Origin of the sequence: Pedobacter roseus, from assembly GCF_014395225.1 — a bacterium.
Taxonomy (GTDB): Bacteria; Bacteroidota; Bacteroidia; order Sphingobacteriales; family Sphingobacteriaceae; genus Pedobacter; species Pedobacter roseus.
In genome coordinates this window covers 5,610,704-5,634,978 of the sequence record NZ_CP060723.1, presented here as the reverse complement: position 1 = coordinate 5,634,978, position 24,275 = coordinate 5,610,704, and the positions used below count along the sequence as shown (strand labels likewise).

At 36.9% G+C, this 24,275-nt stretch carries 23 protein-coding genes; all 23 read right to left on the bottom strand.

Translation table 11 applies throughout. The features are described from left to right. Positions 1-46: 46 nt before the first annotated feature. On the bottom strand, positions 47-613 hold the full coding sequence (locus tag H9L23_RS23275; RefSeq protein ID WP_187592546.1) for a hypothetical protein: 567 nt from the start codon (positions 611-613) through the stop codon (positions 47-49). Between the two features lie 298 nt (positions 614-911). Beyond that, positions 912-1,430 carry an SMI1/KNR4 family protein gene (locus H9L23_RS23270; protein WP_187592545.1) on the bottom strand — a complete coding sequence of 173 codons (519 nt, stop codon included), beginning with the start codon at positions 1,428-1,430 and terminating at the stop codon, positions 912-914. 169 nt (positions 1,431-1,599) lie between these two features. Then, complete coding sequence (locus H9L23_RS23265) at positions 1,600-2,394, bottom strand: immunity 22 family protein (RefSeq protein ID WP_187592544.1); 795 nt, start codon at positions 2,392-2,394, stop codon at positions 1,600-1,602. Beyond that, complete coding sequence (locus H9L23_RS23260; RefSeq protein ID WP_187592543.1) at positions 2,395-2,634, bottom strand: hypothetical protein; 240 nt, start codon at positions 2,632-2,634, stop codon at positions 2,395-2,397. Positions 2,635-2,847: 213 nt separating this feature from the next. Then, positions 2,848-3,141: a hypothetical protein gene (locus H9L23_RS23255; RefSeq protein ID WP_187592542.1), complete on the bottom strand. Its 294-nt coding sequence runs from the start codon at positions 3,139-3,141 to the stop codon at positions 2,848-2,850. 118 nt (positions 3,142-3,259) lie between these two features. Continuing rightward, positions 3,260-3,826 (bottom strand): hypothetical protein, encoded by a 567-nt coding sequence (locus H9L23_RS23250; RefSeq protein WP_187592541.1) that lies wholly within the window; start codon positions 3,824-3,826, stop codon positions 3,260-3,262. A gap of 66 nt (positions 3,827-3,892) precedes the next feature. Next, on the bottom strand, positions 3,893-4,783 hold the full coding sequence (locus tag H9L23_RS23245) for a hypothetical protein (protein WP_187592540.1): 891 nt from the start codon (positions 4,781-4,783) through the stop codon (positions 3,893-3,895). A gap of 10 nt (positions 4,784-4,793) precedes the next feature. Continuing rightward, positions 4,794-9,425: an RHS repeat-associated core domain-containing protein gene (locus H9L23_RS23240; protein ID WP_187592539.1), complete on the bottom strand. Its 4,632-nt coding sequence runs from the start codon at positions 9,423-9,425 to the stop codon at positions 4,794-4,796. Positions 9,426-9,462: 37 nt separating this feature from the next. Beyond that, positions 9,463-10,743 carry a tetratricopeptide repeat protein gene (locus H9L23_RS23235; protein ID WP_187592538.1) on the bottom strand — a complete coding sequence of 427 codons (1,281 nt, stop codon included), beginning with the start codon at positions 10,741-10,743 and terminating at the stop codon, positions 9,463-9,465. A 19-nt stretch (positions 10,744-10,762) separates the two neighbouring features. After that, on the bottom strand, positions 10,763-12,580 hold the full coding sequence (locus tag H9L23_RS23230) for a type VI secretion system Vgr family protein (RefSeq protein ID WP_187592537.1): 1,818 nt from the start codon (positions 12,578-12,580) through the stop codon (positions 10,763-10,765). A gap of 23 nt (positions 12,581-12,603) precedes the next feature. Beyond that, entirely contained in the window at positions 12,604-13,449 is an 846-nt protein-coding gene (locus tag H9L23_RS23225) for a hypothetical protein (RefSeq protein ID WP_187592536.1), read from the bottom strand. A 1-nt stretch (position 13,450) separates the two neighbouring features. Then, positions 13,451-14,170 carry a hypothetical protein gene (locus H9L23_RS23220; protein WP_187592535.1) on the bottom strand — a complete coding sequence of 240 codons (720 nt, stop codon included), beginning with the start codon at positions 14,168-14,170 and terminating at the stop codon, positions 13,451-13,453. An 86-nt stretch (positions 14,171-14,256) separates the two neighbouring features. Continuing rightward, positions 14,257-14,652: a type VI secretion system tube protein TssD gene (gene tssD, locus H9L23_RS23215; RefSeq protein ID WP_025141860.1), complete on the bottom strand. Its 396-nt coding sequence runs from the start codon at positions 14,650-14,652 to the stop codon at positions 14,257-14,259. Positions 14,653-14,765: 113 nt separating this feature from the next. After that, positions 14,766-15,161 (bottom strand): type VI secretion system tube protein TssD, encoded by a 396-nt coding sequence (gene tssD, locus H9L23_RS23210; RefSeq protein ID WP_025141870.1) that lies wholly within the window; start codon positions 15,159-15,161, stop codon positions 14,766-14,768. 588 nt (positions 15,162-15,749) lie between these two features. Continuing rightward, positions 15,750-16,037, bottom strand: coding sequence for a hypothetical protein (locus H9L23_RS23205; RefSeq protein ID WP_187592534.1), 288 nt, complete (start codon positions 16,035-16,037; stop codon positions 15,750-15,752). Positions 16,038-16,271: 234 nt separating this feature from the next. Then, the gene (locus H9L23_RS23200; protein WP_187592533.1) at positions 16,272-16,625 is read right to left on the bottom strand and encodes a hypothetical protein; all 354 of its coding nucleotides are present in this window, start codon (positions 16,623-16,625) and stop codon (positions 16,272-16,274) included. 512 nt (positions 16,626-17,137) lie between these two features. Further along, complete coding sequence (locus tag H9L23_RS23195; protein WP_187592532.1) at positions 17,138-17,866, bottom strand: hypothetical protein; 729 nt, start codon at positions 17,864-17,866, stop codon at positions 17,138-17,140. 19 nt (positions 17,867-17,885) lie between these two features. Continuing rightward, the gene (locus tag H9L23_RS23190) at positions 17,886-18,374 is read right to left on the bottom strand and encodes a hypothetical protein (RefSeq protein ID WP_187592531.1); all 489 of its coding nucleotides are present in this window, start codon (positions 18,372-18,374) and stop codon (positions 17,886-17,888) included. Positions 18,375-18,406: 32 nt separating this feature from the next. Then, positions 18,407-18,847, bottom strand: a complete 441-nt coding sequence (locus tag H9L23_RS23185; protein WP_187592530.1) for a hypothetical protein — start codon at positions 18,845-18,847, stop codon at positions 18,407-18,409. Positions 18,848-19,155: 308 nt separating this feature from the next. Then, positions 19,156-20,019, bottom strand: coding sequence for a hypothetical protein (locus tag H9L23_RS23180; protein ID WP_187592529.1), 864 nt, complete (start codon positions 20,017-20,019; stop codon positions 19,156-19,158). An 84-nt stretch (positions 20,020-20,103) separates the two neighbouring features. Next, a complete protein-coding gene (locus H9L23_RS23175; protein WP_187592528.1) occupies positions 20,104-22,779 on the bottom strand; it encodes a hypothetical protein in 2,676 nt (891 codons plus the stop codon). Positions 22,780-22,781: 2 nt separating this feature from the next. Beyond that, a complete protein-coding gene (locus tag H9L23_RS23170) occupies positions 22,782-23,267 on the bottom strand; it encodes a DUF4280 domain-containing protein (protein WP_187592527.1) in 486 nt (161 codons plus the stop codon). A gap of 16 nt (positions 23,268-23,283) precedes the next feature. Then, the gene (locus H9L23_RS23165) at positions 23,284-24,267 is read right to left on the bottom strand and encodes a hypothetical protein (protein WP_187592526.1); all 984 of its coding nucleotides are present in this window, start codon (positions 24,265-24,267) and stop codon (positions 23,284-23,286) included. Positions 24,268-24,275 lie beyond the last annotated feature (8 nt).

Sequence of the window (24,275 nt, the reverse complement as noted above, 5' to 3'; positions counted from 1 at the left end):
TTATAAAGGAGTACAAAAATCCGCGATGCCTATTTAGAGGTTTCTGTTAATGATCCTCTTTTGCTCGAATAGGGTTGGGCCGTTTAAGTAAAACGTTTTCAAAAAACTCCCTCATGGATATCGAATAAAGTGTGGGAGTAAATGATGATAAGGGAATAATATCGTTCAATAACGAATCGAAATTTATATGATTTAAAATAGATAATCTTCTTAATTCATTAACATAAATAATTAATTCTCTTATGTCATCATTCAAATTTTGAATAGAAATAGCCATTAATATGTTGAATACATATTCTTTTTTATCCTCAACCTGCGGTAAAAAATCCTTATTGGGTAGAAACACCATACCAAAGTTTTCATATTCAGGGAGTTTAGAAATCAGCAGTTTTCGCAGCGTTGCATCTCCTTTAAGGTATGTCTCTAGAATTGTGTGCCGAAGCATTAGTATTCTTTCTTTTAGCGTTTCATATTCCTTATCGGGCAAAAAAGAAAAAATGGGTAATTCCTTTTTAATATCCACTTTGTCAAATGAAGAAGCAGGCATTTTATTTAAAATTTCCCCAATCTTTTTGTCAAGAGCAGCGAGATCTTCATAAATATTTTTAGACATTGTTTAAGCATTTTTTAATTAAACAAATCAACATCCTCCCCAAGCTGGCTTTTAAGTTCCGAAACAACTTCTTCTATCGCCCATTTCTTTTTGGTATCTACAGTCTTTTTAACCAATTGATATTTTACGTCCAGGTCATCTTTATAGCCAGTTGGTTCGCAATCCCAAACTTTCTCACTTCACCTTCATAAGCCTGTGCAGGTGCACCAAAATAATTGGTAATAAAGAAATTGTACAGGCCATTAACGATTTTGGCGCTTGGGGTAAATTTATGCTGATGGTATTACCCGATCGGAAATCAAAAGTATTTATAGGGATATTTCAAATAGAAATCATTACTAATCTTTTCTAAACTATTGACAAATAATTCCTGAATTTCTATTGGCAAATTATCCTCATGATCATCTAATTGTTCTTCGAGCTCACGATACAAAAAAGCGGCCTGAAGGAATACAAGAAAATTAATATGAAAATCAAGAAATTCGTCAATAGAATTATATTCCCCTTTATTGTGATCATAAAACAAAACGGTTGATTTTTCTATATTAATAAACCATTCATCTCCCTGTCCACTTCGTCCAATCATCCAAATTTTATTATATAGCTCTGGGTAATTTTTCTCAATGTATTTATTTTCATTTAAAGCATCTTCATAGCTAAATATTTCTATGTCAGGTGTGATTTCCAGGCCTTTGTATTCCGATAAAAATTTTAAATATAGAGGATCTGATACTGGCACTTTAATCAGATCCTTGATTTTATTTTTTCTACCCTGAAATTCTTCAAAAATTAGGGCTGAATTCCTTTTTTCGAACATAATATTGGATTTTTTGAAATGCTGAAGAACAAAATAAATCCTAATATATAGTACTTATTAATTTTTAATTAGAAACTTTTTTAGTTTAGTATAATAAGTTTATTTTAAAATCAATTATTACAAATAAAATCATTTTAATACACAAAATAATTTAAAAGTACTTACATTTTTATTCTTCTTGAAAATCACCGATGTAACTAAGTCCTAATTTATCATTTATATCAATTTTGAGATCTTGATGGCTTATCAATTCCAACATTAAATTCGTTGTTGAATTAATGGCTAACTTATCTGCTTTTAATATCATTTTCTCTGCAATATTATAATCCTCTACGTGAGTTATTATTATCTCATCAACTTTTTCTTTATTTTCAGTATAGTAGAAGTTAATCTCTTTAATGATCTGTGCATCAATACCTAAAATCTTTGCTATACGCTCTTTGTCCACATCTTTATTTTTTAAAGAATCAAGAACATTAGAAGATATTTCATTTTTTCCTATCCACAAATAGTGTTTGTTTAAATCTGTTTTATCATCAGAAGTTGACAAATTATTGATTTGTCCCAGATAAGTTAATTTTTCTGCCTTTGATGCTGATTCTTGAGTCAAATCAGTATTTTCATAAGCAATCAAAACATTTATACGATCAAGACCTAGTTCCTCACCCAATTTTAAAAACTCTGAACCATCTCCAGGAACATCATTTAATATTGCATGGATACTTTGATGCTTCTGATAATATTTCAGCATAATAAAATCTTCATCATAATTATCAATGCCTATCTCCTTACAAAATTGACACCGCAGGGCTGCACTAGGCTCTTTATCTTCTTCTTCGTTTCCCGTTGGCGGTTCATTATCATAAATATACCATGCTTTAAAATATGGTTCCTGATCAAAATATTTCTCAAAAGATGCTTTTGATTCAAAATTTCCTACCCAAATATGTATTTTCTCAATCACCTATTCAATAATCAGTCTTAAATTTCTCTCTAAAAACTCTTTTCTTAAAAAATCAATTATCTTACTCCGATTTATAATTAAATTATAATCTTGATTTTTCCATTTGAAGGAATTTTCATAAATGACATAGCTTGACAATTCAGGTTTTGGCAAGGGCATCATCGCTTCTCCTAAAACTCTCAATATCTCTCCATCAATATCAATTTCAACACTCCCTCTATCTATTTTTAAAATTTTCACATTCCTATAATTTGATTTTGGCCGAAATTCAAAAGTATTTTTATAGAAATTATAGCTAATCTTTTCTAAACTATTAACCAATAATCCCTAAATTACTATTAGCAATTTATCGCTACAATATTTCAACTTTTAAACTATTAACTATAGTTTCTGAATTGTCAAAAAAAGCTTTATAAACCATCGGATAAGTATTTCCCAATAGCTATCTGTTTATTATAGAATAACAACATTCGGGTTATAAATTTCTTTATAATATTTGTCAATTAGAGCTATTATTCTATTCCGTTCTTCAGGGCCCATCTTCTTTTCTCCTTCCCAGTTTTTAATTGATTTTGAATAAATCACTCCATTAACTGCGTCAATTTCACATATTAGAGCCTTTTCATTTTTCTGAAAAAACAAGCTTTCTCCCCGCCCTAAAACTCTTATACCGTATGAATTCTCTTGATTATCTTTCAATCTATTTACAGATGGATCTCCTTTCAACTGCTCAATATAATTGCTCATATTAGGTTCGTTTTATGTGTCCTGTTTTTCTTAACTATGCCTAAAAAGCCTCTGGTCCGCTGGCTTTATGAAAATCAATAACAGCATTTCGTAAGCAAATTAAATTTTAATATTTCTGTTAATGATCCTCTTTTGCTCGAATAGGGTTGGGCAGTTTAAGTAAAACGTTTTCAAAAAACTCCCTCATGGATATCGAATAAAGTGTGGGAGTAGATGACGATAATGGAATAATATCGTTCAATAACGAATCGAAATTTATATTATTTAAAATAGATAATCTTCTTAATTCATTAACGTAAATAATTAATTCTCTTATGTCATCATTCAAATTTTGAATAGAAATAGCCATTAATATGTTGAATACATATTTTTTTTTATCCTCAACCTGTGCTAAAAAATCCTTATTGGGCAAAAACACCATACTAAAGTTTTCATATTCAGTAAGCTTAGCAATTAGTACCTTTCGCAGAGGTGCATCTCCTTTAAGATACATTTCTAGAATTGCATAGCGGAGCGTCAGTATTTTATCCTTTAGCGTTTCATATTCCTTATTGGGCAAAAAAGAAAAAATGGGTAATTCCCTTTTAATATCCACTTTGTCAAATGAGGAAGCAGGCATTTTATTTAAAATTTCCCCAATCTTTTTGTCAATAACAGCAAGATCTTCATAAATATTTTTAGACATTGTTTAAGCATTTTTTTCTACCTTTTCCTTCCAGTAGTTTTTTAATCTATCTTGCTCATCATATTTTCATAATATCCTAGATTCGAGCAATAAAGTTTCTTCAGATAGCTCAATAGGAAGATAAAAAAAGCTGTTCAAATCACTTACTAATGATATTTCTTTCAACAGCCTACCTCCATTTGACACAAATAACTTAATTAAAGATATTATTTCAATTGGCATATATTGCCATCTTTCGTGATTAAAAGGAAGTGTAAGATCTGCTTTGCTATTGGATAAATGAAAAGCAGCAAGCTCTTCAATAGCATCGGAAAATTTTTGTTCGTCATTCGAGATAACACTTTCAATGGCTTCCTGATAGCACAAAATCGGTTTTATGCAATATTTTGAAATTATTGCTGCATGAGCCGAGAAATCTCTCAATTTTAGCATTTCGACTACCAAATAAAGTAAACTTCCACGGCCAAATTCTTGCACTGCATATTTCTCTAGTTTTTGTGCGTTTTCTTCAAGAAATCTTATTAATTGATTTGAAATTATTTCGATCTTATCTGGGAAATAACTTAATGTCAATAAAAGGGTCATACATAGATCTGTATGCAGTACCCCATCTATCTGTTTACTTTCCGAAAAAGCTCTAGCATTCACCAATACATCGTAGTAGTAAGCGTTAAGAAGCTCCGAAAAACTTATATTATTACTATTGTTTTCAAAGTCAATTATCGCTTTAGGGATCTTAAATCCATATGAGTATTGTTGTAAAATTCGGCTAACCTCATATTTTACAATTTTTTCCCTTCCAAAAACAACTGTCTTAAATTCAAAATCGGATTTACCCGTTTTGAGATATTCCAAATAAAAATCCTCTAAGAAATTTGCTTGTTCTTTTTCTGATTTATAAACTTTAATAAAAAACTCTTTAAGTTTCTGTTTATGACTATTTAATTTGTTATTCATTTAAGATCATTTATTTACAACTACCTCTTGCCTTTTGTGTACGGGAAATTTCATCCCAATCTGACGATAGTAAAGATTTTAATTTAAACTGGCCTTTGGCATTGCGCCCAACAAATACGTCAACGACACGCTTGTTACCAATATTATCTAATATATCATCTGCTTCGATTCTCGTTAAACCAAAATCATTAATATTTGGTTTTGTCAAAATATCTCTAATAAAAAAGTCTGAATCTAGCTGCCGAGCTGATAAATCTCCAACATTCCCAGAAATATTAGTCTTCACTTCAAAAATATCATATTTCCCATCATTTCTAATACCTACTAAATCAATACCATGGTTTGATGCATTCTGAACACTTATAACATCCTGATACTTTCCAGAATTCATCAGCGCATCCTTTACCTGCTTCTCGCCCCAATTCCCGAGATTTTGCTGCATGGTTTTGAGGCCCCAAACATCAATCCAGCTATTAACGTCAGAGACATAACCATATAAAGTGGGGTTTGCTCCCCATAAACCGATCGGATCCTGAGAGATATAATTTCCTTGCTCAGGATCATAATACCTAAAACGGTTATAATACAATCCCGTTTCTACATCCTCATACTGTCCTTGATACCTAAATGGTATAAATTCCCGATCACCGCTAAGTTTACGTATTTTTCCATAAATATCAAGTTCGCAATCCCACACTTTTTTACCGGCATCATCATAAGCTTGTACTGGAGTGCCCAAATAATCACTAATGATAGAATAATATTGGCCATTTACGATTTTGGCACTTGGGGTAAATTTATTCTGATCGTACACCCAGGTAATTAAATCGTTGCCAAGTGGCTCCATTTTATCGTAGCTAAGCAATCCATCTTCATTAACCACCAGGTTAGGCCGTTCGCTTAAAGGGTAATTCCATTCGTGGAGCAGTAAATTACCATCCCACACATAGCGATACACCGTATTTTTAACAATTTTGGCTTTCCTTCTGCCTAAAGCATCGTATTCAAAACTGATGATCTCGCCATGTGGATTTTTAACCGCTTTCATCATGCCATTAGCGGCCCAGGCATAGGCCCAGTCACCTTCTTTCCATTCTGGTAAATCAGGTTCGGCATCTGCCAGGATATCCAGCGTTTCCGCTTTGGGGATATCAGGATCGGCCATTCCCCAGTTTAATTTTTTGCCAAATAAGCCATTATCTTCTGGTTCGGCAATTTCTTCTTTTGCAAGGCCGTTAATGTTACGTTTGCTTTTTTGTACCAGGTTGCCTTTGGCATCGTAACGGTAGTACCATTGGTCATCTTTAAGCAGCTTACCACCTTTATCGTAACGCCTGTCACTGCGATCAGCAGTTTTATATAAGTTCCCGGTTTCATCAGGATTTTTATAGATGATTTTGCCATCATTGCTATAACTTGCCGAAGACAGACTGCCAAAAGTATCGTACCTGTAATTGATGCTTCCTCCCGAAATGCTATTTAAGCAGCTATTGAGTTTATCATTTGGCCCCCAGGCATATTGTTTAAATGCGGTAATAGAACGGCTGGCTTCAACCTTCTGACTGATTGGATGACCTTCGTGATCGTAATCGAAGGTAGCCCTAACCCCGCCGCTTAAACTGCGGCTGGTTTCCTGTCCGTTTTTATTCCGGCCAATGCTTGCAGCCCATTCTGCTGATCCGCCACTTTTCGCGGCAATGCCATTCAGGTAACCTATTTCATCATAATCGTATTGAATATTAGCACCTAATGAACTTTTTAAACTGGTCAGGTTACCAAAAACATCATATTGATAATTGATCTGGTAGCCATCCTGTATTTCCTGGGTAACCATACCCAATGGATTTCGCTTAAAATTAACCGAAGAAAGTTCGTTCTCTGCGGCAATAAGCAAACCGAGCTTATTGTATTGGAAAGCTTCGTAGGTACCATCTTCGTAGCTGCTATACACCAAACGGCCGCTTAGGTCGTAATTGTGATAAACAGCCTTTCCATCAGCCTGTATGGTTTTAATGATCTGCCCATCCTGGTTGCGGATATATTGTTGCTCTTGCCCGTCGAAACCAATTTCTTTTACCACGTCATCGTTGGCATCCCTTAAAAAGATATATTCTTCTCCTTTTTCGTTGGTAATGGCTTTTAAATTTTCCCATTTATCATAAGCAAAATGAAGGGTCTGGGTATTTTGATCAGATAAGTGACTACTTCTTTTTTGTGTTTTTAGGCTACCCATTGGGGTATAGACCATATGCCATTCTTCACGGCCATCGGTGGCGTAAACCGGAAGATCATAAGCATCGTATTTGAAGTGTAAAGCCTCTTCTCCAAAGTCTTTTACCAAAACCACACGGCCCATATCATCGCGTTCCCAAATTGTGGTTTGATCACCATTCGGACTAAAACGGATCAACCGCCCATAATCATCGTAAGTCCAACGACGGCTGTTGCCTTCGCTCGAAACCGATTCGATCAGCTGGTTTAAACTGTTATAAGTCCAATGGACTTCATGGCCTTCATTGTCACGGCAAAAAACAGGTAATTTCTGTCCATCGGTATAATGAAAATCGACTACCCTATTGTCTTTTTGAACATGTTTAAGCAATTGATTCTGCTCGTTATATAACCAGGTTTCGTTCGATCCTGCCGGATCACTCCGCAGAATGAGGTTATTGTTTTCATCGTAGGCATATTGATATTTCTCGCCATCTGCGGTATGGTAAGTGATAATGTTCCCACGTTCATCATATTCATAACCGATTACCCTTCCCTCAGGGCTCGAAACCATTTTTTCTTCATTATAGCGATCGTGCTCATACCAGGTTTCGCCTCCCAAAGCATCTACTTTTTTGTACACCAGGTCGTTTTCATCATAATAATAACGCTCTGTTTTACCGTCGCGGTAGTACACTTCGTTATATCCTTCCTCCGGGAAATAGTTTATCGATCCGCTCATAAAACCGTCTCTGCCCTCAGTGTGGATTACGCGGCCCTCTGTGTCATAAGTCCAGAAATAAGCCATTCCGTTTCGGTTGGTTCTTTTAACTACCCGATTATGGTCATCATACTCAAAACTGATGGCTTTGCCCGCCTGATCGTAAACTTTGATCATGTTGCCATGCTGATCGTAATCGTAACTCACCAACAGTTCGCTGGTATTTTTATAGTGATAATAAACTGCGTTAATTGCCGTACCCGATTCATTATGCTTCATTTCGAGCACACGACCAGAGTTTTCTACAATCCGGGTTAAAAGTTGTTTTTGATAATAAAATGTAAGGCTGGTACCGTTTGTATATTCGATATGATTGATGCGATAGATATCACCATCTGGCCCGCCGCTAAAAAGTGTATACGTATAAATATCCTGATCAATGGTAAGCACCCAGGTATTTTCATCAGGCCTTTCCATCCAGACCTTTTGTGCACGATCGTATTGTTTGCCTGAATATGGCTCAATATAAGGCAAAGGCATCACCATATTTTCAGTTGGGTGGCTAAAGCCTGCGATGCCGGCTTCCGGATCAGGGTAAATGTAAAGATCGTAATTGTTATACACCTGATTGCCCAACATACCCGCATAAGGTTTATCACTACGCCACACATTGCTCCAGGCCAGTGTTTGGCCACCGGGCAATTCGAAATCGGTCCACTCGAAAAACATGGCTCCTGTAACGAAATTAACAGGCTCTAGCCCCCAATGACAAAGCTTTTTTGATATTGGATTATTTTTAAAAAGCTTCCCTAGCACCTTATTAACCCCTCTTAATGCCGCCTTAGATAAAGCTCCGCCCAATTTGCTTAGCCCCCTCATAATACCAATGGCGGCAAAGCGCATTAAATATTCTTTCAGTGTGTAATTATGCGGTGCAAATGTTCCACCAACCAATACGGGTTTACCGGTATTAATTTGCACGTACATGCTTAGTAAATCGCTATAAAAAGCGAAATAAGCCAATGGATTTTTCTTTAATTTACCTGGTACGGTTGGGAGCGGTTTTAAACCCATTGGCGGACACCAGCAGGTAAGAACCTGGCCTGGGTTAGAACCACTCATTTCTGACCCCTGACCTAAAACGGTAGTGGAACCCCAATATACTTCGCCTTCGTGTGGTGAACCGGGAATGTTTACAATAAAATAAACGGGTATAGAGGTAATATGCCTGAATGGAAGCAAAACGCCCATTACACTGGTGGTTGTAGTGGCTTTATGCCTGCCATGTACAAAAATTGAACCACCCATTGGGATACTGGGCATACCAATTAAACCCTGTGCAAATTTTGGTACGGGAATATTAAAACGGAGGTAATCCATCGGATCGAACACCATGCCAATAAATGGGTGTGGTAATGGCAGTGGAATAAAGCCAAATGATGGTGGAATAGGAATGGTCGTCCAATGGAAATCGATAGCCAGTACCACATCGAAATGCTTACTTACATGCTGTACCGCAGTATTGGTCATAGCTGGCTTTTTAGCTTTTAAAAGCTTTAAGGGGCTTTTTGCTGCAGGCGGATTACTGCCCGGGGCAACAGCACCACCGCCGCCACCCACTGCTTTTGGTTCGGCTTTGGTTAAGCTTGCAGATAGGCTTAATGACCTATCGGTAGCCATATTCGGTTTACTCGCTTTAATCTTTTTCATCTGCATTTTTTTAGGGTGATGTCATCACCGATCATCTTTAGGATATTGTGTTGGCATGGTTCTTTGGCACTTCTGCCATTGATTTCCAATCCTCTCCGTAATCCTGCTGCATCTCCAGATCTAATTTTTTCCCTTCGGGACTCTCTTCGCCATATTTTTTTAACATGATCGATGCGGTATAAGCCATCGAACTTTGTCGCCGCTTTTCGATCGGCATCTTCTTCGCAATTTCTAAACACTTCAAATAATAGCCCATTGCTTTTGAAGAGCCGGTTATTTTACTTTCAGAAAGCTGGCCCAGCAACCGGGTACATTCCATTGCGATAAAATTATTCTCAATAAACTCAGCAATTTTAATCGCCTTTTCAAAATACCTTTTAGCTTCGTCTTTACCTGCATGTGCCAGTAGAAAGCTACCATAGCTCATGTGGATATGCGCGCTTAACAGCGAGCTTTCTCCGGCGCGGGCCAGGGCCAGTTCGTATTGTTGCCGTGCTTCTGCCTTTTTGCTTTTTACAGCTAAACTTTGCGCCAGCATGATCCTTGCTGCAACCACCGCTTCATGTAGTCCCTGTTTTTGTGCAATTACGATTGCCCGCTCCAAAACGGCATTTGCCTGTTCATGTTTGCCTTTGCTTAAATAATTACTGGCGGTTAATATCTGCTGCTGGTAATCGGATTCGGGATCGTTCTTTTCGCGGTTGGTATGTGCCGCAGCATTTTGCATCAACTGGTTCACATCAATATTGATCCTGAATTCGGTTCCCTGTTTTAATTTTTTTAAAGTACGGTGTGTATGGTGTTCCGTATAAACCAGCTTAATATTTTGGTTATTTGCCGATTTAATACAATTGCAGCATTCATTAATCCAGTCAGAAAGCCCGGAAACATCATTAATGCTTGTAGGCGCCAACTGAACATATATTTTTTTCAACTTTAAATCAGGATAAAGGTTACAAAGCCGTTCCAGAGCAAAAACAGGCACATAAGCATCAGTTTTATACGCTTCGCTTTCACCTGAATCTACATCCCAAACGATCGCTTTTCCGGTATCTTTCTGCCATAAATCAAAGATCTCTTTCCACTCTTTAACCAAACTTTTACCATAATCAGTTACGCTTTGAAACTCCTGGTAATGGAGCAGAAACATGTCATCGGTCCTGCTTTCTTCTGTTAACTGATATTTAAAATAAGCCTCGAATAAATTTACCTCATGCCGCTCACCCAGGCAAAGAAAAAGCGTTTCTGATGGATGCTTCCTTACTACTTGTTGCCATTGTTTATCTATTTTAAATAATTCGAGTTGTACCGGATTCATTGAGCCTTAATGTCGAGAATTAGTTTAAATTGATCGTTCCACTGCGGATATTCGTTTCGCTTTCGCCTCCTACATTAATCTTTTTGGAAGCCAGGTTAGCCTCGGTTTCCCCGCTCATTGAAAGTGTTTTGGTGCCTATATCTAAAGTTTGCGCTTCTATACCGATACCAGAGGTTGGTGTACCATCTTCGGGGCCTACGCCTATACCAATACTCACTGAGGCCGAGTTACCGATGTTTTCGCCAAGGGTTAAAATATCTTTTCCTTTGATAATGATCTTACCGGTTTTATCCATGAAAATACTGCTTTCGCCACATTTGATCAGGATCGATTCTTTGGTTTCGAAAACGGCTTTACCCGCTCCGTCGAGTTCGATAAAATTGCTGTCTTTATCTTTCATAACCATACCTGCCCCATCATCCATGGTTAGGGTATGCCCGCTTTTAGAAGTTAAACTTTTGCTGTTATTGCTGGCACTGCCACCACTTCCGCTTTTGCCATGAAATACCGAGCCTAAAACAATCGGACGTGCAATATTTCCTTCTTCAAAAGTTAGCGCTACCTGGTCGCCAATCTCAGGAATGAATACAAAACCCCTGTTTTTACTCACTTTATCACTGCTTCCTGCATCAGGGGTAATTACCCGCAGCCATTCGGTTACATCATTGGTTTTACATTCCCATTTAAATTTCACTTTAATACGGCCCTGGCCCTGCGGATCAGCATTGTCAATTACATCGGCCAATTGCATATCGGGATTTGGTTTAGCGTAATTTTTAACCAATAAACGCTCAGTTGTAGCCACTACACCTTCGAAAGTATTGTAATATTTCCCTGTGCCATCAATATTATGGTGGATGTTGGTGATCAAAAATTTACCTAAGCTTTCGGTAGTAAAGGATAATTCTTTCCTGATGCTCATGGTAATTTCTGCAACACTGCCAATGCTTAATGCAGCATTATCGCCACTGGCATTTACTTTTAAAAGATCGCTGATATGTGCTTTTTCTTCGTTTTGCACATGACTTTTTATATCGTTGTTATTATCAACCCGGATGAGTGATGGCTGGTTAAAAGTTTTACTGTACATGGCATTAGATACCTGTATGGCGTGTGCCAAATCAGGCGATCCATCGCTTGCTCCACTGCTTTCGCTCTGCAGCATTTCGTCCTGTTTAGGGTTATAGGCAAAACGTTTATTTTTGATCGGTGCAATTTCCATAGCATACTGCAGGTTTTGCACATCTCGGCCATAAACCAGCGCAACTTCTTTCTGATTATCAGGCTTTCCGAAATTCAGTTGTTTGCCATCATAATAAAACCACTCATGGTATTCGCCAGAAAGCCTGTTTAAGAAGTCGAAATCGCTTTCTCGGTACTGGATCAGGTAATCAATCGGTTCCTTGCGCGCAGCATTGGCTACAATTTTAATATCATTTGAAGGTACATCTGAAGTGGCCAGGTTAACGATTGCATTTAAATCCTTATCGAGATAAGAACCCAGATCTGGTCCACGGTCAATCAAAATTGTTGGGCTGTAACCGCTCACAATCAATACGCCATGGTAACCATGGCTTTGTGCCAGTTCTACCTTGGTTACCAAGCCAGCAAACTCCTGTAAACTGCCCGAGTCGTAACCAAAAGAAGCCGTAAGGGTTTTACCTACAAAATCGCGGCTATCGTTTAAGCTGATCATCCCCGGCGAGCCCATCTGATCGTGATTAAACCGCAGCTCGAAATAATGGTGGGTATTAAAAGCCTGCTTTAAGCTAAATGAAGCAAAATGCGTTACGGCCTTATCTTCGATGTTAATTTCGGTTATTAATTTCTTTTCCATATCAACTCAATAATAGTTTATGACTACCTGAACATTCCATCACGAAAGGTTAAAACGTTTCTTTTTCCATTAGAAACAGACCCATTTTTAGTTTCGTTAACCTCGGGATAGTTGATGGTTTTATCTTTAGGATTATATTTCATGGCCAACCTGGCCGCAACTTTCTCTTTATCCTCACCTTCTTTAAGATCGGTAGAAGCAAACAATTGATTTTTAACAGCTTTACCCAGTTTAAACAATGGCTTCTCAATGCTAAATTCTGCATGATTGATTACTAATGTATGGCTTACGCTATAGGGCTCCGTTCCACTCATTTGGCCATAACCCGTAAAGAGATATGTTTTTTGAGGAGCAGTATTTAAACTATATATATGTTCAAAAAATGGAGTCGGGCTCCCTTCATCGTCTTTATCTTTATAAAGGTTGTTAAATGAGATTGCGGTAAGTACATTATTTTCGTTTTTATACTGAACAATGTTCTGCACATGCCACATAGAACCCGAATAGGGAGAAAGCCAGTAAAATACCTTAAGCTTTTTATCGTCGGCAATTAACACGTTAATTTCGTATGCTTTCAACGAAGCAAAATCATTTTCAAAAGCATTTGGCTTTTCGAGCGCGCTGATGAATGCTTTAATAAAAATTTCTTCAGCTTCGGTATTCCCATCATTAAGATAACTTTCTCTTGAGGCAAGCATTTTAGCTGCTAATTTTTCAAGTGAATCTGTTTCAGTAGACTCAACGCTTTTATTATCTTGAATAAGAGAATCAGCCGTATATGCTGTACTTTGCCTCTTATCTTCATGTTTTGCACCGCATGATAAAAATAGAAATATCAGAGAGAAAAATAAAATGCCTGCTATTTTCATGCTATTGCCTTGGTATATTAATTAATCCCCTGTTTTCCATAGCCTTTAAAATAACGGCTGTTCCAATTTGTTTATTTACATAATCGAGGCTAAAAACATGATCTCTGGGGAAACCACCTTTAGTATACAGGTTAGAGCCACCCCACAGATATGGCGAATTGATGTTATTATTTTGATAAGCTTTCGCTATGCCATTATATTGCTCCAAACGCAGTAAAACTTTGGGCAAAGACCATACTGTTTCCTTATCCAAACCGCGTAATTTTAAAGCGTCAACAGCACTTTCCTCAAAGGTAAAAGGTGGACCATGACTAATTTTTGGTCGGTTTGCAGGGTGCTGCCTGGTAAAGCCACTTAGTGGGTCGCCATTGTGCAGGTGTTTGGTAAAATCGGAATTGCTTTCCCTGTAATGCACACAGGCAATAAAATACCATGGGATACCACTACTTTCAGAGAAAACACTATTATCTGAAAATGTTCTGCTAAAAAAACTGTTTCCGATTTTTGGATTTCTTTTGAGGAAAGAATCGTCGGGTTCGGTTACAAAGCAGGCACTGCGATAAGTGTATTCGGTTAAATTAAGAAGTTTATTTCTTACCGCCTGATATCTTGATTTATGATTTAAGATTTTATTATCAATAATCCGGTTGACCTCTGCAGATTTTAAAGGAGAAATTGTACACGAATTAAACAGGTTTATGTATTCTAAATCGGTAGCCATAGGTAGCTCATTTTATCACGCACCAAAAACAAAAAAATCGTTATTAGCACCAGCATGGCCGGAAACTAATAACGATTTAAATCGGATTAGGCTTTTGGCCAATCGTTTTCGTGTTCTGCATTGCCCAGTTTTAACTTACGGGCCGATACTACGAAACTTAAAGTCATTGGTGTATTGTCGTTTACCGCAATACCTTCGTTATACTGGATGATGTAACCATCTTCGAAAGACAGTTCTTTCATTTTTGCATCTTCTTCGCCTTTTTTGAAAACCAAAGTTCCCGAAAGTGGCTTGTACTGGTTGTTAACCATTGATTCGATTACTGAAGTATCTTCAGTTGATTCAATTTCGATGTGGATGGTACCACCATAAACACCTGACGATGGACGGCCTTTTGCGTCAACATCTCTATTTAATGAAAAGCTGCACTGAAGTACATCAAATTCTTTTGATCCTAAGTTTAAACGGGTTTTGAATGCCATTGTAGTAAAGTTTTAATGTGAAAGATGAATTAATTGCGGTTAGCGGTTAGCGTGGAGCGAAGAGCATGGAGCTTATATTTACCTTATACCCTAAACCTTACGCCTTAACCCAACTAAGCTTTTGGCCAATCGTTAACATGCTCGGCGCTGCCTAATTTAAGCTTGCGGGCCGAAATCTGAAACTTGAGCGTCATCGGGTGATCACCCACAATGTTTATTCCTTCGGAATATTTAACAATGTAGCCATCCTCGAAGTTTACTTCTTTCATTTTGGCATCTTCCTCGGATTTTTTGATCAGAAGGGTTCCTGTAATAGGTTTGTACTGGTTGTTTACCATCGCCTCAATGATTGAGGTGTCTTCGGTTGATTCGATCTCAATGTCGATGGTACCGCCGTAAACTCCGGAAGAGGGTCTTCCTTTAGCATCTACATCACGGTTTAACGCATAGGCACAATGAAGCACATCGTACTCCTTGCCTGAAAAGTTTAATCTAGCTTTGAAAGCCATAGTTTTAAAATTTAAAGGTTAAATAATTGGATTTTTCGTAGCCTCCGCTACATTAAATATAGACCAAATATTAAGCCAAATATTGTGTATCTCACTCATATATAACGAGTAACATCGTCGATAAGATTTAAAAATCGTGGTTCACGCTATAAAAAACGCAGATTATTGCACAGAAAAAAATTGTATTTTTTTTAAAATAAATTTTCGTCTTATTTTTACTACATGGAATAGCGCAAAGTATTGTAGCATTTTAGGGCAAGTTGTTACTTTTTCGGACAATTGAATTGATTACTGTCTTAATTTTTTTGATTTCCTTGCTTCCAGATAGCTACAAGTGCCAAATAAAGAAAAGAAAGGTTAAAGGCCAAACAGATTATGATTAATGCATCAGCTTTCATCTGCAGTACAAACGAAATGAGATACAGAAATGCCGATGTCGGAACCATTAACATAAACGCGAACAAAAACCTTGTAAGGTCAATGGCTTTTCCCAATCAAAATTGGGTTATCACCTTCACTTTTCAACTATTATTTATAACACTGAAAAAAGAATTGTATTAAAGTTATTCATATCGGTTATATATAAGTTTATCTATTTCTAAACACTGCTACATAATGGATAATTTCTTCAATGGATTTATCGTACCCACCAATATAAATTTTTTTCACATCGCCATGGTAGGTAAATCTTAAATGTGTGGCCGTGAACATTGCACGCTCGTTATCAAATTCTTCGGAACAAGAAAGATCAAATATTTCTGCCCATAGATATAAATGATCTTTTTCGGTAATCCCTATGCTATTTATGATTATTACAGGTTTCTTTTTAAAAGTGTACTGATACCCTCCAAACATAGCCGATTGCACTAATGCCAAGAGTCAGAAGAAACACCATTAATAAAACCTTGTCTACAAAGAACAAAAGAACAGACAGTATTAAAACAAAAACTGCCATGCAACCTGGATCACTGTGTGATTCAAATACTTTTAAGGTTTCGCTTTTTTTAATTAAACTAAATTTAGGAGAAGTCTTTATTTCTAGTTGGTTTTCCAAATACCCATGACCTGTTTTTTCCATAACTTCTACTCCATAATGAATTGCTTTTCTTATTATCTGTCACCCGCCAATTTTCTACTCTTCCAGTACCCACTAATACTTAACCAAAGAAAAGAAAGGTTAAATGCCAAGCATAGGATAATCAATACGTTGGCATTTGTATGGAACAGCATCGAAATCAGGTATAAGCATGCGGCAATTGGTACGGTTAGCAGAAGCGCAAATAACGACCTGAAAAACTGAATTTTAGCATGACCAAATGCGCCTGTAGAATTATAGTAAAAACCTAGCACATTAAGTACCAGAAAAATGACCGACATGAACAATAAGCCTGTATTTTCGAGAATATACTGATTAGCTCCGGTGAGGATATTAAAAACACCGGTTAAAGCACTCTTAAATATCATGAACGGAATTCCAAAAACAACAAGTAGCACTCCAAAATATACGGTCCAAAAAAAAGCCTTTTTTGAAAGTTTTTTAGGTTCATCCACACGGTAGCTTTTAATAATAGTTTTATTAAACCGTGATGGTCTGAAACTGTATAAAACGATAAGGAAAAAATAAAATTCAAGCTGGAAAATGGTCAGTTGATAACCATCGTTTGTATTCCTGATTAAGCTTTCGTTAGGTGCTTGGATAATGAATGAATAAAATAGGGAGCATACGGCATAGAGCCGAAAAAGAAGGAAATAGCAAAATAGTGCGAATGAAATTCTTTTGGCAATCATTAAACTGTTTTAAATTTATAACCTTCAACAATTATCACCTGTAAAATTTAGGATTGTTATTTCTCCAAAAGTATTTTGTGTTTTAACATTACTCTTTTTAAGCCCTGGCGTCTATCAATAAATCGTAAATTGGCTTTACACCCATGAGTTTGTTTTAATTTATCAATCAATTAGTTTGCGGACTAATGTTAATTCCCGAGCTCTTTTAAATACCCCTTTGTATCAGGATTTAAGTAGGCAACTTTTAAAGTGAAAGAATTTAAATCATCAGCTTTTGAAAAATATAATTGTATTACTTTATCTTTCGTAGTCCAAGTATAGCTCGGAATTCCGTTAGATTGTGGATCTTCCTGAAGTTTCGCCTCTTTATTCTGCTTTTTTAATACTTCTACTAACGCGTAATATTCTTTCTCTCCGGAATTATGTAGATTATCAGTTTCAAGAATTATCCTGATCAATTTATTTGCAGGTGTAGAACTTGCGTATAACCTACTGAACGAAATCTCTTTCGATCCCCAATAACCAAAGCCCTTTAGATCAGGGTCTTTCATTCCCAATAATGGTGCTCTTCTTTCTACGACATCTATATCACCATACTTTTCTCCGTTTTTTATGGTATAATTCTCCACATCTTTATATTGATCCAATAATCGTTTTTCAGTAATATTGTATAAAGTAAACCATTTAATATTTAAAGGTTTAGCTTGGATATTAGTATACTTATTGGTCCCCATTTTATTCTCCTTTACGTAAGCCAATTTGGAAAAAAACTTGTCCAGATCAAGTTTTTGAAAATTTACCTTCGTGAGATCAATTGGTTTGCCTCTTTCAAGAGCTAAATTACCTTCATCACTTTTGCAACTGCTCATACTTAGTAAACACATTATAGAGAAAAAGATTGTTTTGAGGTTATTCATAATATCTATTATAACTGATTTATTTACACCTAAACACTGCTACATAATGGATAATTTCTTCAATGGATTTATCGTACCGACCAATATAAATTTTTTTCACATCGCCATGGTAGATAAATCTTAAATGTGTGGCCGTAAACATTGCACGTTCGTTATCAAATTCTTCGGAACAAGAAAGGTCAAATATTTCTGCCCATAGATATAAATGATCTTTTTCGGTAATGCCTATGTTGTTAATAACGACTACCGGTTTCTTCTTGAATGTATATTTGTATCTCCAAAGATAGCCTACAGCACTAATAGCCAGCGTTAAAAAAAACACCATTAACGAAACCTTATCTACAAAGAATAAGATCACTGAAAGCAATAAAACAAAAACGGCAATGCAGCCTAGATTACTATGCGACTCAAATAGTTTTAAGGAATCGTTTATCGTAGTTAAATTAAATTTAAGAGAAGTCTTTATCTCCAATTCGTTTTCCAGATACCCATTACCAGTTTTTTCCATAACTTCTACTCCATAATGAATTGCTTTTCTTATTATCTGTCACCCGCCAATTTTCTACTCTTCCAGTACCCACTTATACTTAACCAAAGAAAAGAAAGGTTAAATGCCAAGCAGATGATTATCAAGGCATCAGATTTTACCTGAAGTAAAACAGAAATTAAATAAAGAAATGCCGAAATTGGAACTGTTAGCATAAATGCGAATAAAAATCGGAAAAACTGGGTTTTGGCATGATCAAAAGCATTGGTAAAGTCGTAGTAAAAGCCCAACATATTAAGGCCTAAAAAAACCATAGCCATTATCAGTAAGCCTGTATTTTCAACGATATACTGGTTGGCTCCGGTCAGGATATTAAAAACACCGGTTAAAGCACTCTTAAATATCATGAACGGAATTCCAAAAACAACAAGTAGCACTCCAAAATATACGGTCCAAAAAAAAGCCTTTTTTGAAAGTTTTTTAGGTTCATCCACACGGTAACTTTTAATAATGGTTTTATTAAACCGTGATGGTCTGAAACTGTATAAAACGATAAGGAAAAAATAAAATTCAAGCTGGAAAATGGTCAGTTGATAACCATCGTTTGTATTCCTGATTAAGCTTTCGTTAGGTGCTTGGATAATGAATGAATAAAATAGGGAGCATACGGCATAGAGCCGAAAAAGAAGGAAATAGCAAAATAGTGCGAATGAAATTCTTTTGGCAATCATAGCTTGTTCATAAAAAAAGAACTACCTGTGCAGTTCTTTTTTAATTAACATAAATTTAGTCATAATATTTACTACCAGACCTGCAGTCCTTCAGCATTCTTTGGCAGGTACAGAAAAATCGGATCTCCAGCTTCAAATGACTTCGCTTCTGAGCCTTCTTTAGAGGAAGCAACTTCACCTTTTAAATGTAAAATAGGGTGACGGTTTTTTTGCCATAAAGCTACTATTTTTCCGTTTGCATAATACTGAACCGAATAGTTCTGGATGGGCGTAAACGATCTTTTCTTTACCTGCGGATCAACAAGGGCAAGCAAATCGCCAGAAGTTTCCTTTTCTTCGATCTGCTCCTTACTGGTGTATGTTGTATTGTAAACTAAGGCTGAAGAGTGCACCAAATATTTATTGTACGCCAATGAATCAAGGTTTTCGCAGGCATTGCGTATCTCATTATATTTTTGTACTACTTTTTGTTCAATGTTGGGAATAGTTTTTAGGTCTTTTGCTTCGGCCAGTTCTTTACTGTAATCAAAAGGTACTGTGGCCGCAAACTGGATCTTGGTTTCGTAATAAGGAAGTTTTTTTTCCTCCAATCCAGAAGGAAGTTCAAATTCTGTTATTTTTTTATACTCAGACAACCTGCTGTTTTTGTTGGGTGCGTGATAAAAAGTCAGTTTAACATGTGCATATTTAGATATAAATTCTTCCCCATCTTTTGGATAAATTTTAACAATGGCCGTTTGTGGACCGCTCTTGGTAATCATTGCATTAAGGGGCAACATCATACTTTCGCCATTGTTCTCCACCATCCTGTAATCTACGTTATCCTGCATTTCCAACACCATTTTGCAACCCTGTTTATTCATCTGAACAGTATAAACAGGTGTTTCGCTATATGTTTTTACCTGGGATTTGATATCGCTAATAATTTGTTCCATTGTTTTTTTATCATTTTGTGCCTGACATCCAATATTCAAGAATTGAATTAAAATGGAAATGCCGAGTATAATTTTTTTGCCCATTTATTTGTTTTTAATATAGTAATAACGTCCTTTAAGCATATCTGGTTTAGGCTCTACCAATTCGTGGGCTTCATTGTCTACCCCAACCTTTGCCCTCCATATTTTTGCCTTTGCAGTTACATAAACCAACAGCCCTCCAAATCCTATGCCAGCTTCAATATACATGCCTTCGTTGCTTGCACCGGTTTTACCGGAAAAGATAAGTGAGGTTTCGCCCCTTGCAGAGGCTTCGAATTCGACGCCAAAACCTTCGCCCGAAGGACGTGAGTTAAAACTGATCTTTGGAACATCAGCTGCCGCTTTGATCCCTAATTCAGCCCCAATGCCCACCGTAGTACTGGCCTCTAAGGGTTCCATGCCATACTCTTGTCCCAATGTAATATTTGCCTTTAAATCTATCTGTCCGAACGCAAGGAGATTAAACCAGATTTCTATTCCAGCAACATCGGCAGCGGTACGTATTGCTTTGATGACCTGCCCGGCAGCAGGGATAAATTCGGCACAGGCGATTAGATCAAGTTTACCTGTTCCTTTTATCAATGGGGTAAAACCAAGGGATATGGTCCCTGTTCTCCTTACATTATATATTTTTTCCTTGTCCGGTTCAAGTTTCCAGGTTCCGGCAATCGATATTACGGGGTAATCCATCTGGAAAGTAATGGGCAACATTTTTATCGGCAGTTTTGAAGCCAGTTTTGCCGCCATTCCATTTTTGGCTTTGGTAACACCGGTTATATCATCCAATGTTTCTTTTACCTTGATTAAAGCTCTTAAAAAAGGTTCTATTTTTGCCGCATACCCGCCTGATATCTCCCTAGTAAAATCACCTGATTTTGCCTTAATAGCGAGATCGAATGATACTTCACCATTTAAAAACCTGCGGTTGTTGGTAGCGGCCAAAGTTTTTATCCTGTTCTGCCTTGAAGTAACACCGGCAGGCATATTTGTGTGCGAATAAACCTCTGGTGTATCGGAAGATAGCTTTAAACTAAACTCCCACTCCATATCTGGATACACGTTTATTTTTGCAATCTGGTTCGGGTATCTGCAAGTGCTCACTGGGAGGTAATAACTTTGCGCCAACGAATCGCTCAACCAGAAATAGTTGAACATCCACATAAATTCAGAAGCTGCGTTATCCCCCAAACTCCTTTCCAGCCAAACTTTATTATAAATATAATTGAGCTTTAAAACAATCTGATTATCACCTTTAAATTCACTTTGTAAAACCTGTACTTCCGATACGTCCTCAGAAGGCGCCTTGTTTTTATCCGGAATTACATCGGTATCATTCTCTTGCGTAGGATCTTTAATAGTAGTATAGCCTTTATCTGTTTTTTCTGCCGCAATGGCCCTATCCAATAAGAAAACATGGTTAGGGGAATCATGCTTTTGTCCGCTTGGAAGTAGTAAGCCATTACACGGTACATTTTTATTATGCAGGTTTTCTACCGTAATGGATACATCTTTTCTCTTTTCTCCGGCAATGATGGAAAACGGCTGACCAGTTTTGTCGCCTCCTGTGGTTAAAAGGTCTTCATCAAAGCAGGTAAAAGCACTTCTTTCTTTATCTCCATCATCTTTGATCACGATTTTTGAATAACCGCAGGGATCGAATTCCTTTCTGGTATACCTGATATCACCAATATACTGGATCTGATTTACTTTTTTTTCTTCAATCCTGTCCAAAAAGTCGGTCATCAACTCTTCAGATACGATAAAGCGGCTTGAAATAGACGATTTATTGTCGATATCCTTTAGCCCTAATACTTTAGCATCATATGTAACCAGATCGGTGGTAGGCTCATCGGCAAAGTTCCTGAAAACTACCCGTTCTTCTTTTTCATTTGTACCGTACATTAATCCGGGTTCGGTGTGATATTTATATATTTCGAGTACTACGGTAAAATTTTTCTTTGCTTTTTGTTCCTTTTTCCAGGCAATTTCTATCGGAAAAGAAGTTTTATAATAGATGTTGCAATTGCTTGAACTTCCAGCATCCTGAGATATAGCAAAAACCTTTGGTTCTTTCCACAGGTTATTTTTTTTAAAATCATCTGTACCGGTTAAACCTTTCGCTTTATCTTCTTCCAATAGGTATACTTTTCCGCGATATTTGTTTTTCTTATCCAGGTTATAGCCGTGCAGCATGATTTCGAGGTTTGCAAAATCGCCATAACGCTTTACATCTTCACTTTTATTAAAGTAGGCATAACAGATGTTTGATTTGGTTACCGGTATCACATAAAAATAAAAGCCGGTACCCGGACTTTCGCTGAAAAGTTCTACTCTTTGTTTAAAGCCGTAATAATAGCTATAACCCGAAGGATTAAATAAAAAAGTGCTGCCAACTTTATATTTAAGATCCAATCCGTATTTACTTACCGGGATTTTTCCGCCGCTTAATGGCCCCCAAAGATTATCGGTAATTTCGCCGGATTTTGCTTTTTCCAGGCTTTGAAAAAACACATCATATATGAACGCCCATCTGGCATTTTCAATGGTATGTTTAGGATTGGTGGTTTTTCCGCCTACACACCTTTCATCAACTACAAATTCATTTTTATTTTCGGTATTAAGGTAAATTCCCATCCCTTTATCAAGCGAATAAAGTTTGCCGTTTTCCCTCCAATAACAATGCTGTAATCCTCTTGTATCTTCTATTTTATCTGGCATGACTATTCAGCGTTTAAAAATTCGTATAAACCGGTCTTATCCAGCTCCTTCATATTCACCAATGGATTAATCTGCGATTGTTGTTCCTCATCAGCATTATCGATATTCTGCTGCGAAGGCTGTCCTTTTTGCCCTGTTTTGGCAAAAAATATACACGGCGAACCGCTAATGGTGCAAACACCTTTGCTATCTTCTACCAAAACCTGCCCGTTGTTGATCAAAACCATATCCTTGTACATACCTTTCCATTCGGTTAATGCGGGCATACAGGGTTTGAAGCCGCCGGGGGTCGGTTGTAGTTTACATTGGCCGAAGGTATTTTTTTCAAAAGTCATCCCGATATCTACATGAGAGGCAATTAATTTTTGCGCGCCATCTTTATCGTTCACATAATGCTTTTGCTGGGTAAGTACCTTCAATTTATCGGTTGTGGTACCAAACTGGCATTGGCAGGTGGCACCTTGTACAATGATTTCTTTCTGTGACATTTCTCTTCTCCTTTATTTAACCCAATACCCTTGCCCAAAATCCCTTTTTCTTTTCAACAGGAAAACCGTTATTTCCCTCTTGAATTAACAAATGCTGATCTGTTGCCGGAATGCTGCTTTCAATTTCGTAAGCAGAAAATGCAATGCGTTTAATGCTTATTTCTTCTCCCTTTTCCTTTTTATATAAATTCCAATCTACACGCGCATGTTTAAGCAAACCTCCATCCTGATCTAAATCAAAGGCCGCATTTAATTTCATTTTTAAAGACCCTTTTTGCGCCATCTGTATTTTTTGCTCTTCGGTAAGTTCACTTTCTGAGGAAAAATTCACTTTGAATGTACCATAATCGGTATAGTTGGGCTCAACAGACTGAATTCCTTCAAAAGAAACATTTTTATAAGCGATAACGGGAAAAAACATTGTACCTGGATGAGATAAGTTACCATCGTATTTTAAGTACTGGGGATGAAAAAACACATTCCAGAACATATCTGCTCTTAATGCATATTCAAGCTCAAACCTATCCGAAATCTTTTTCTCCATCTTTTCTAAATATAGCTCCGCATATCTGCCTTCATATTTATCAGAGATTTTTTCGGCTACCTGTTTCCAGCGGTTTAGGATTTCTCCGTGATTAACAATCCCTCTAAATATTTCGTTCCTGGAATTCACATCAACCTTTAGGGGATATATTGCACCCATGCCCATGCTGGCCAGTTGTTCACCAACAAAATCAGGCTCATGCCTGTCTATAAAAAGGTCTGTTTTATCAAAGCATAACTGCCAAACTTTATTTTCATCTCTAAATTGGTTCACTTTGAGGTGGATCTGGTAATCTAATCTTTTTGCCACTTCTGCTTTTCCATCGTTATAGTATTTAATGGTAATGCCATAATTCCTTGTAGAACGGGGTTTGGGTGCAAAATCAATCGCATGGTCGATATTGAGCTTAATTTTGCCCTGAGCTGCAGAATTTGAAAGGCTACTTACTTTTTCCATAACCGAAC

What these genes read in the sequence shown, in the direction of transcription:
- H9L23_RS23250 (WP_187592541.1), bottom strand. Translation starts at nt 3,826, where the DNA reads ATGTCTAAAAATATTTATGAAGATCTTGCTGTTATTGACAAAAAGATT.
- H9L23_RS23240 (WP_187592539.1), bottom strand. Translation starts at nt 9,425, where the DNA reads ATGAAAAAGATTAAAGCGAGTAAACCGAATATGGCTACCGATAGGTCA.
- H9L23_RS23195 (WP_187592532.1), bottom strand. Translation starts at nt 17,866, where the DNA reads ATGAATAACCTCAAAACAATCTTTTTCTCTATAATGTGTTTACTAAGT.
- H9L23_RS23230 (WP_187592537.1), bottom strand. Translation starts at nt 12,580, where the DNA reads ATGGAAAAGAAATTAATAACCGAAATTAACATCGAAGATAAGGCCGTA.
- H9L23_RS23175 (WP_187592528.1), bottom strand. Translation starts at nt 22,779, where the DNA reads ATGCCAGATAAAATAGAAGATACAAGAGGATTACAGCATTGTTATTGG.
- H9L23_RS23275 (WP_187592546.1), bottom strand. Translation starts at nt 613, where the DNA reads ATGTCTAAAAATATTTATGAAGATCTCGCTGCTCTTGACAAAAAGATT.
- H9L23_RS23165 (WP_187592526.1), bottom strand. Translation starts at nt 24,267, where the DNA reads ATGGAAAAAGTAAGTAGCCTTTCAAATTCTGCAGCTCAGGGCAAAATT.
- H9L23_RS23190 (WP_187592531.1), bottom strand. Translation starts at nt 18,374, where the DNA reads ATGGAAAAAACTGGTAATGGGTATCTGGAAAACGAATTGGAGATAAAG.
- tssD (WP_025141860.1), bottom strand. Translation starts at nt 14,652, where the DNA reads ATGGCATTCAAAACCCGTTTAAACTTAGGATCAAAAGAATTTGATGTA.
- H9L23_RS23220 (WP_187592535.1), bottom strand. Translation starts at nt 14,170, where the DNA reads ATGGCTACCGATTTAGAATACATAAACCTGTTTAATTCGTGTACAATT.
- H9L23_RS23180 (WP_187592529.1), bottom strand. Translation starts at nt 20,019, where the DNA reads ATGGAACAAATTATTAGCGATATCAAATCCCAGGTAAAAACATATAGC.
- H9L23_RS23200 (WP_187592533.1), bottom strand. Translation starts at nt 16,625, where the DNA reads ATGATATTTAAGAGTGCTTTAACCGGTGTTTTTAATATCCTCACCGGA.
- H9L23_RS23245 (WP_187592540.1), bottom strand. Translation starts at nt 4,783, where the DNA reads ATGAATAACAAATTAAATAGTCATAAACAGAAACTTAAAGAGTTTTTT.
- H9L23_RS23235 (WP_187592538.1), bottom strand. Translation starts at nt 10,743, where the DNA reads ATGAATCCGGTACAACTCGAATTATTTAAAATAGATAAACAATGGCAA.
- H9L23_RS23270 (WP_187592545.1), bottom strand. Translation starts at nt 1,430, where the DNA reads ATGTTCGAAAAAAGGAATTCAGCCCTAATTTTTGAAGAATTTCAGGGT.
- H9L23_RS23225 (WP_187592536.1), bottom strand. Translation starts at nt 13,449, where the DNA reads ATGAAAATAGCAGGCATTTTATTTTTCTCTCTGATATTTCTATTTTTA.
- H9L23_RS23170 (WP_187592527.1), bottom strand. Translation starts at nt 23,267, where the DNA reads ATGTCACAGAAAGAAATCATTGTACAAGGTGCCACCTGCCAATGCCAG.
- tssD (WP_025141870.1), bottom strand. Translation starts at nt 15,161, where the DNA reads ATGGCTTTCAAAGCTAGATTAAACTTTTCAGGCAAGGAGTACGATGTG.
- H9L23_RS23255 (WP_187592542.1), bottom strand. Translation starts at nt 3,141, where the DNA reads ATGAGCAATTATATTGAGCAGTTGAAAGGAGATCCATCTGTAAATAGA.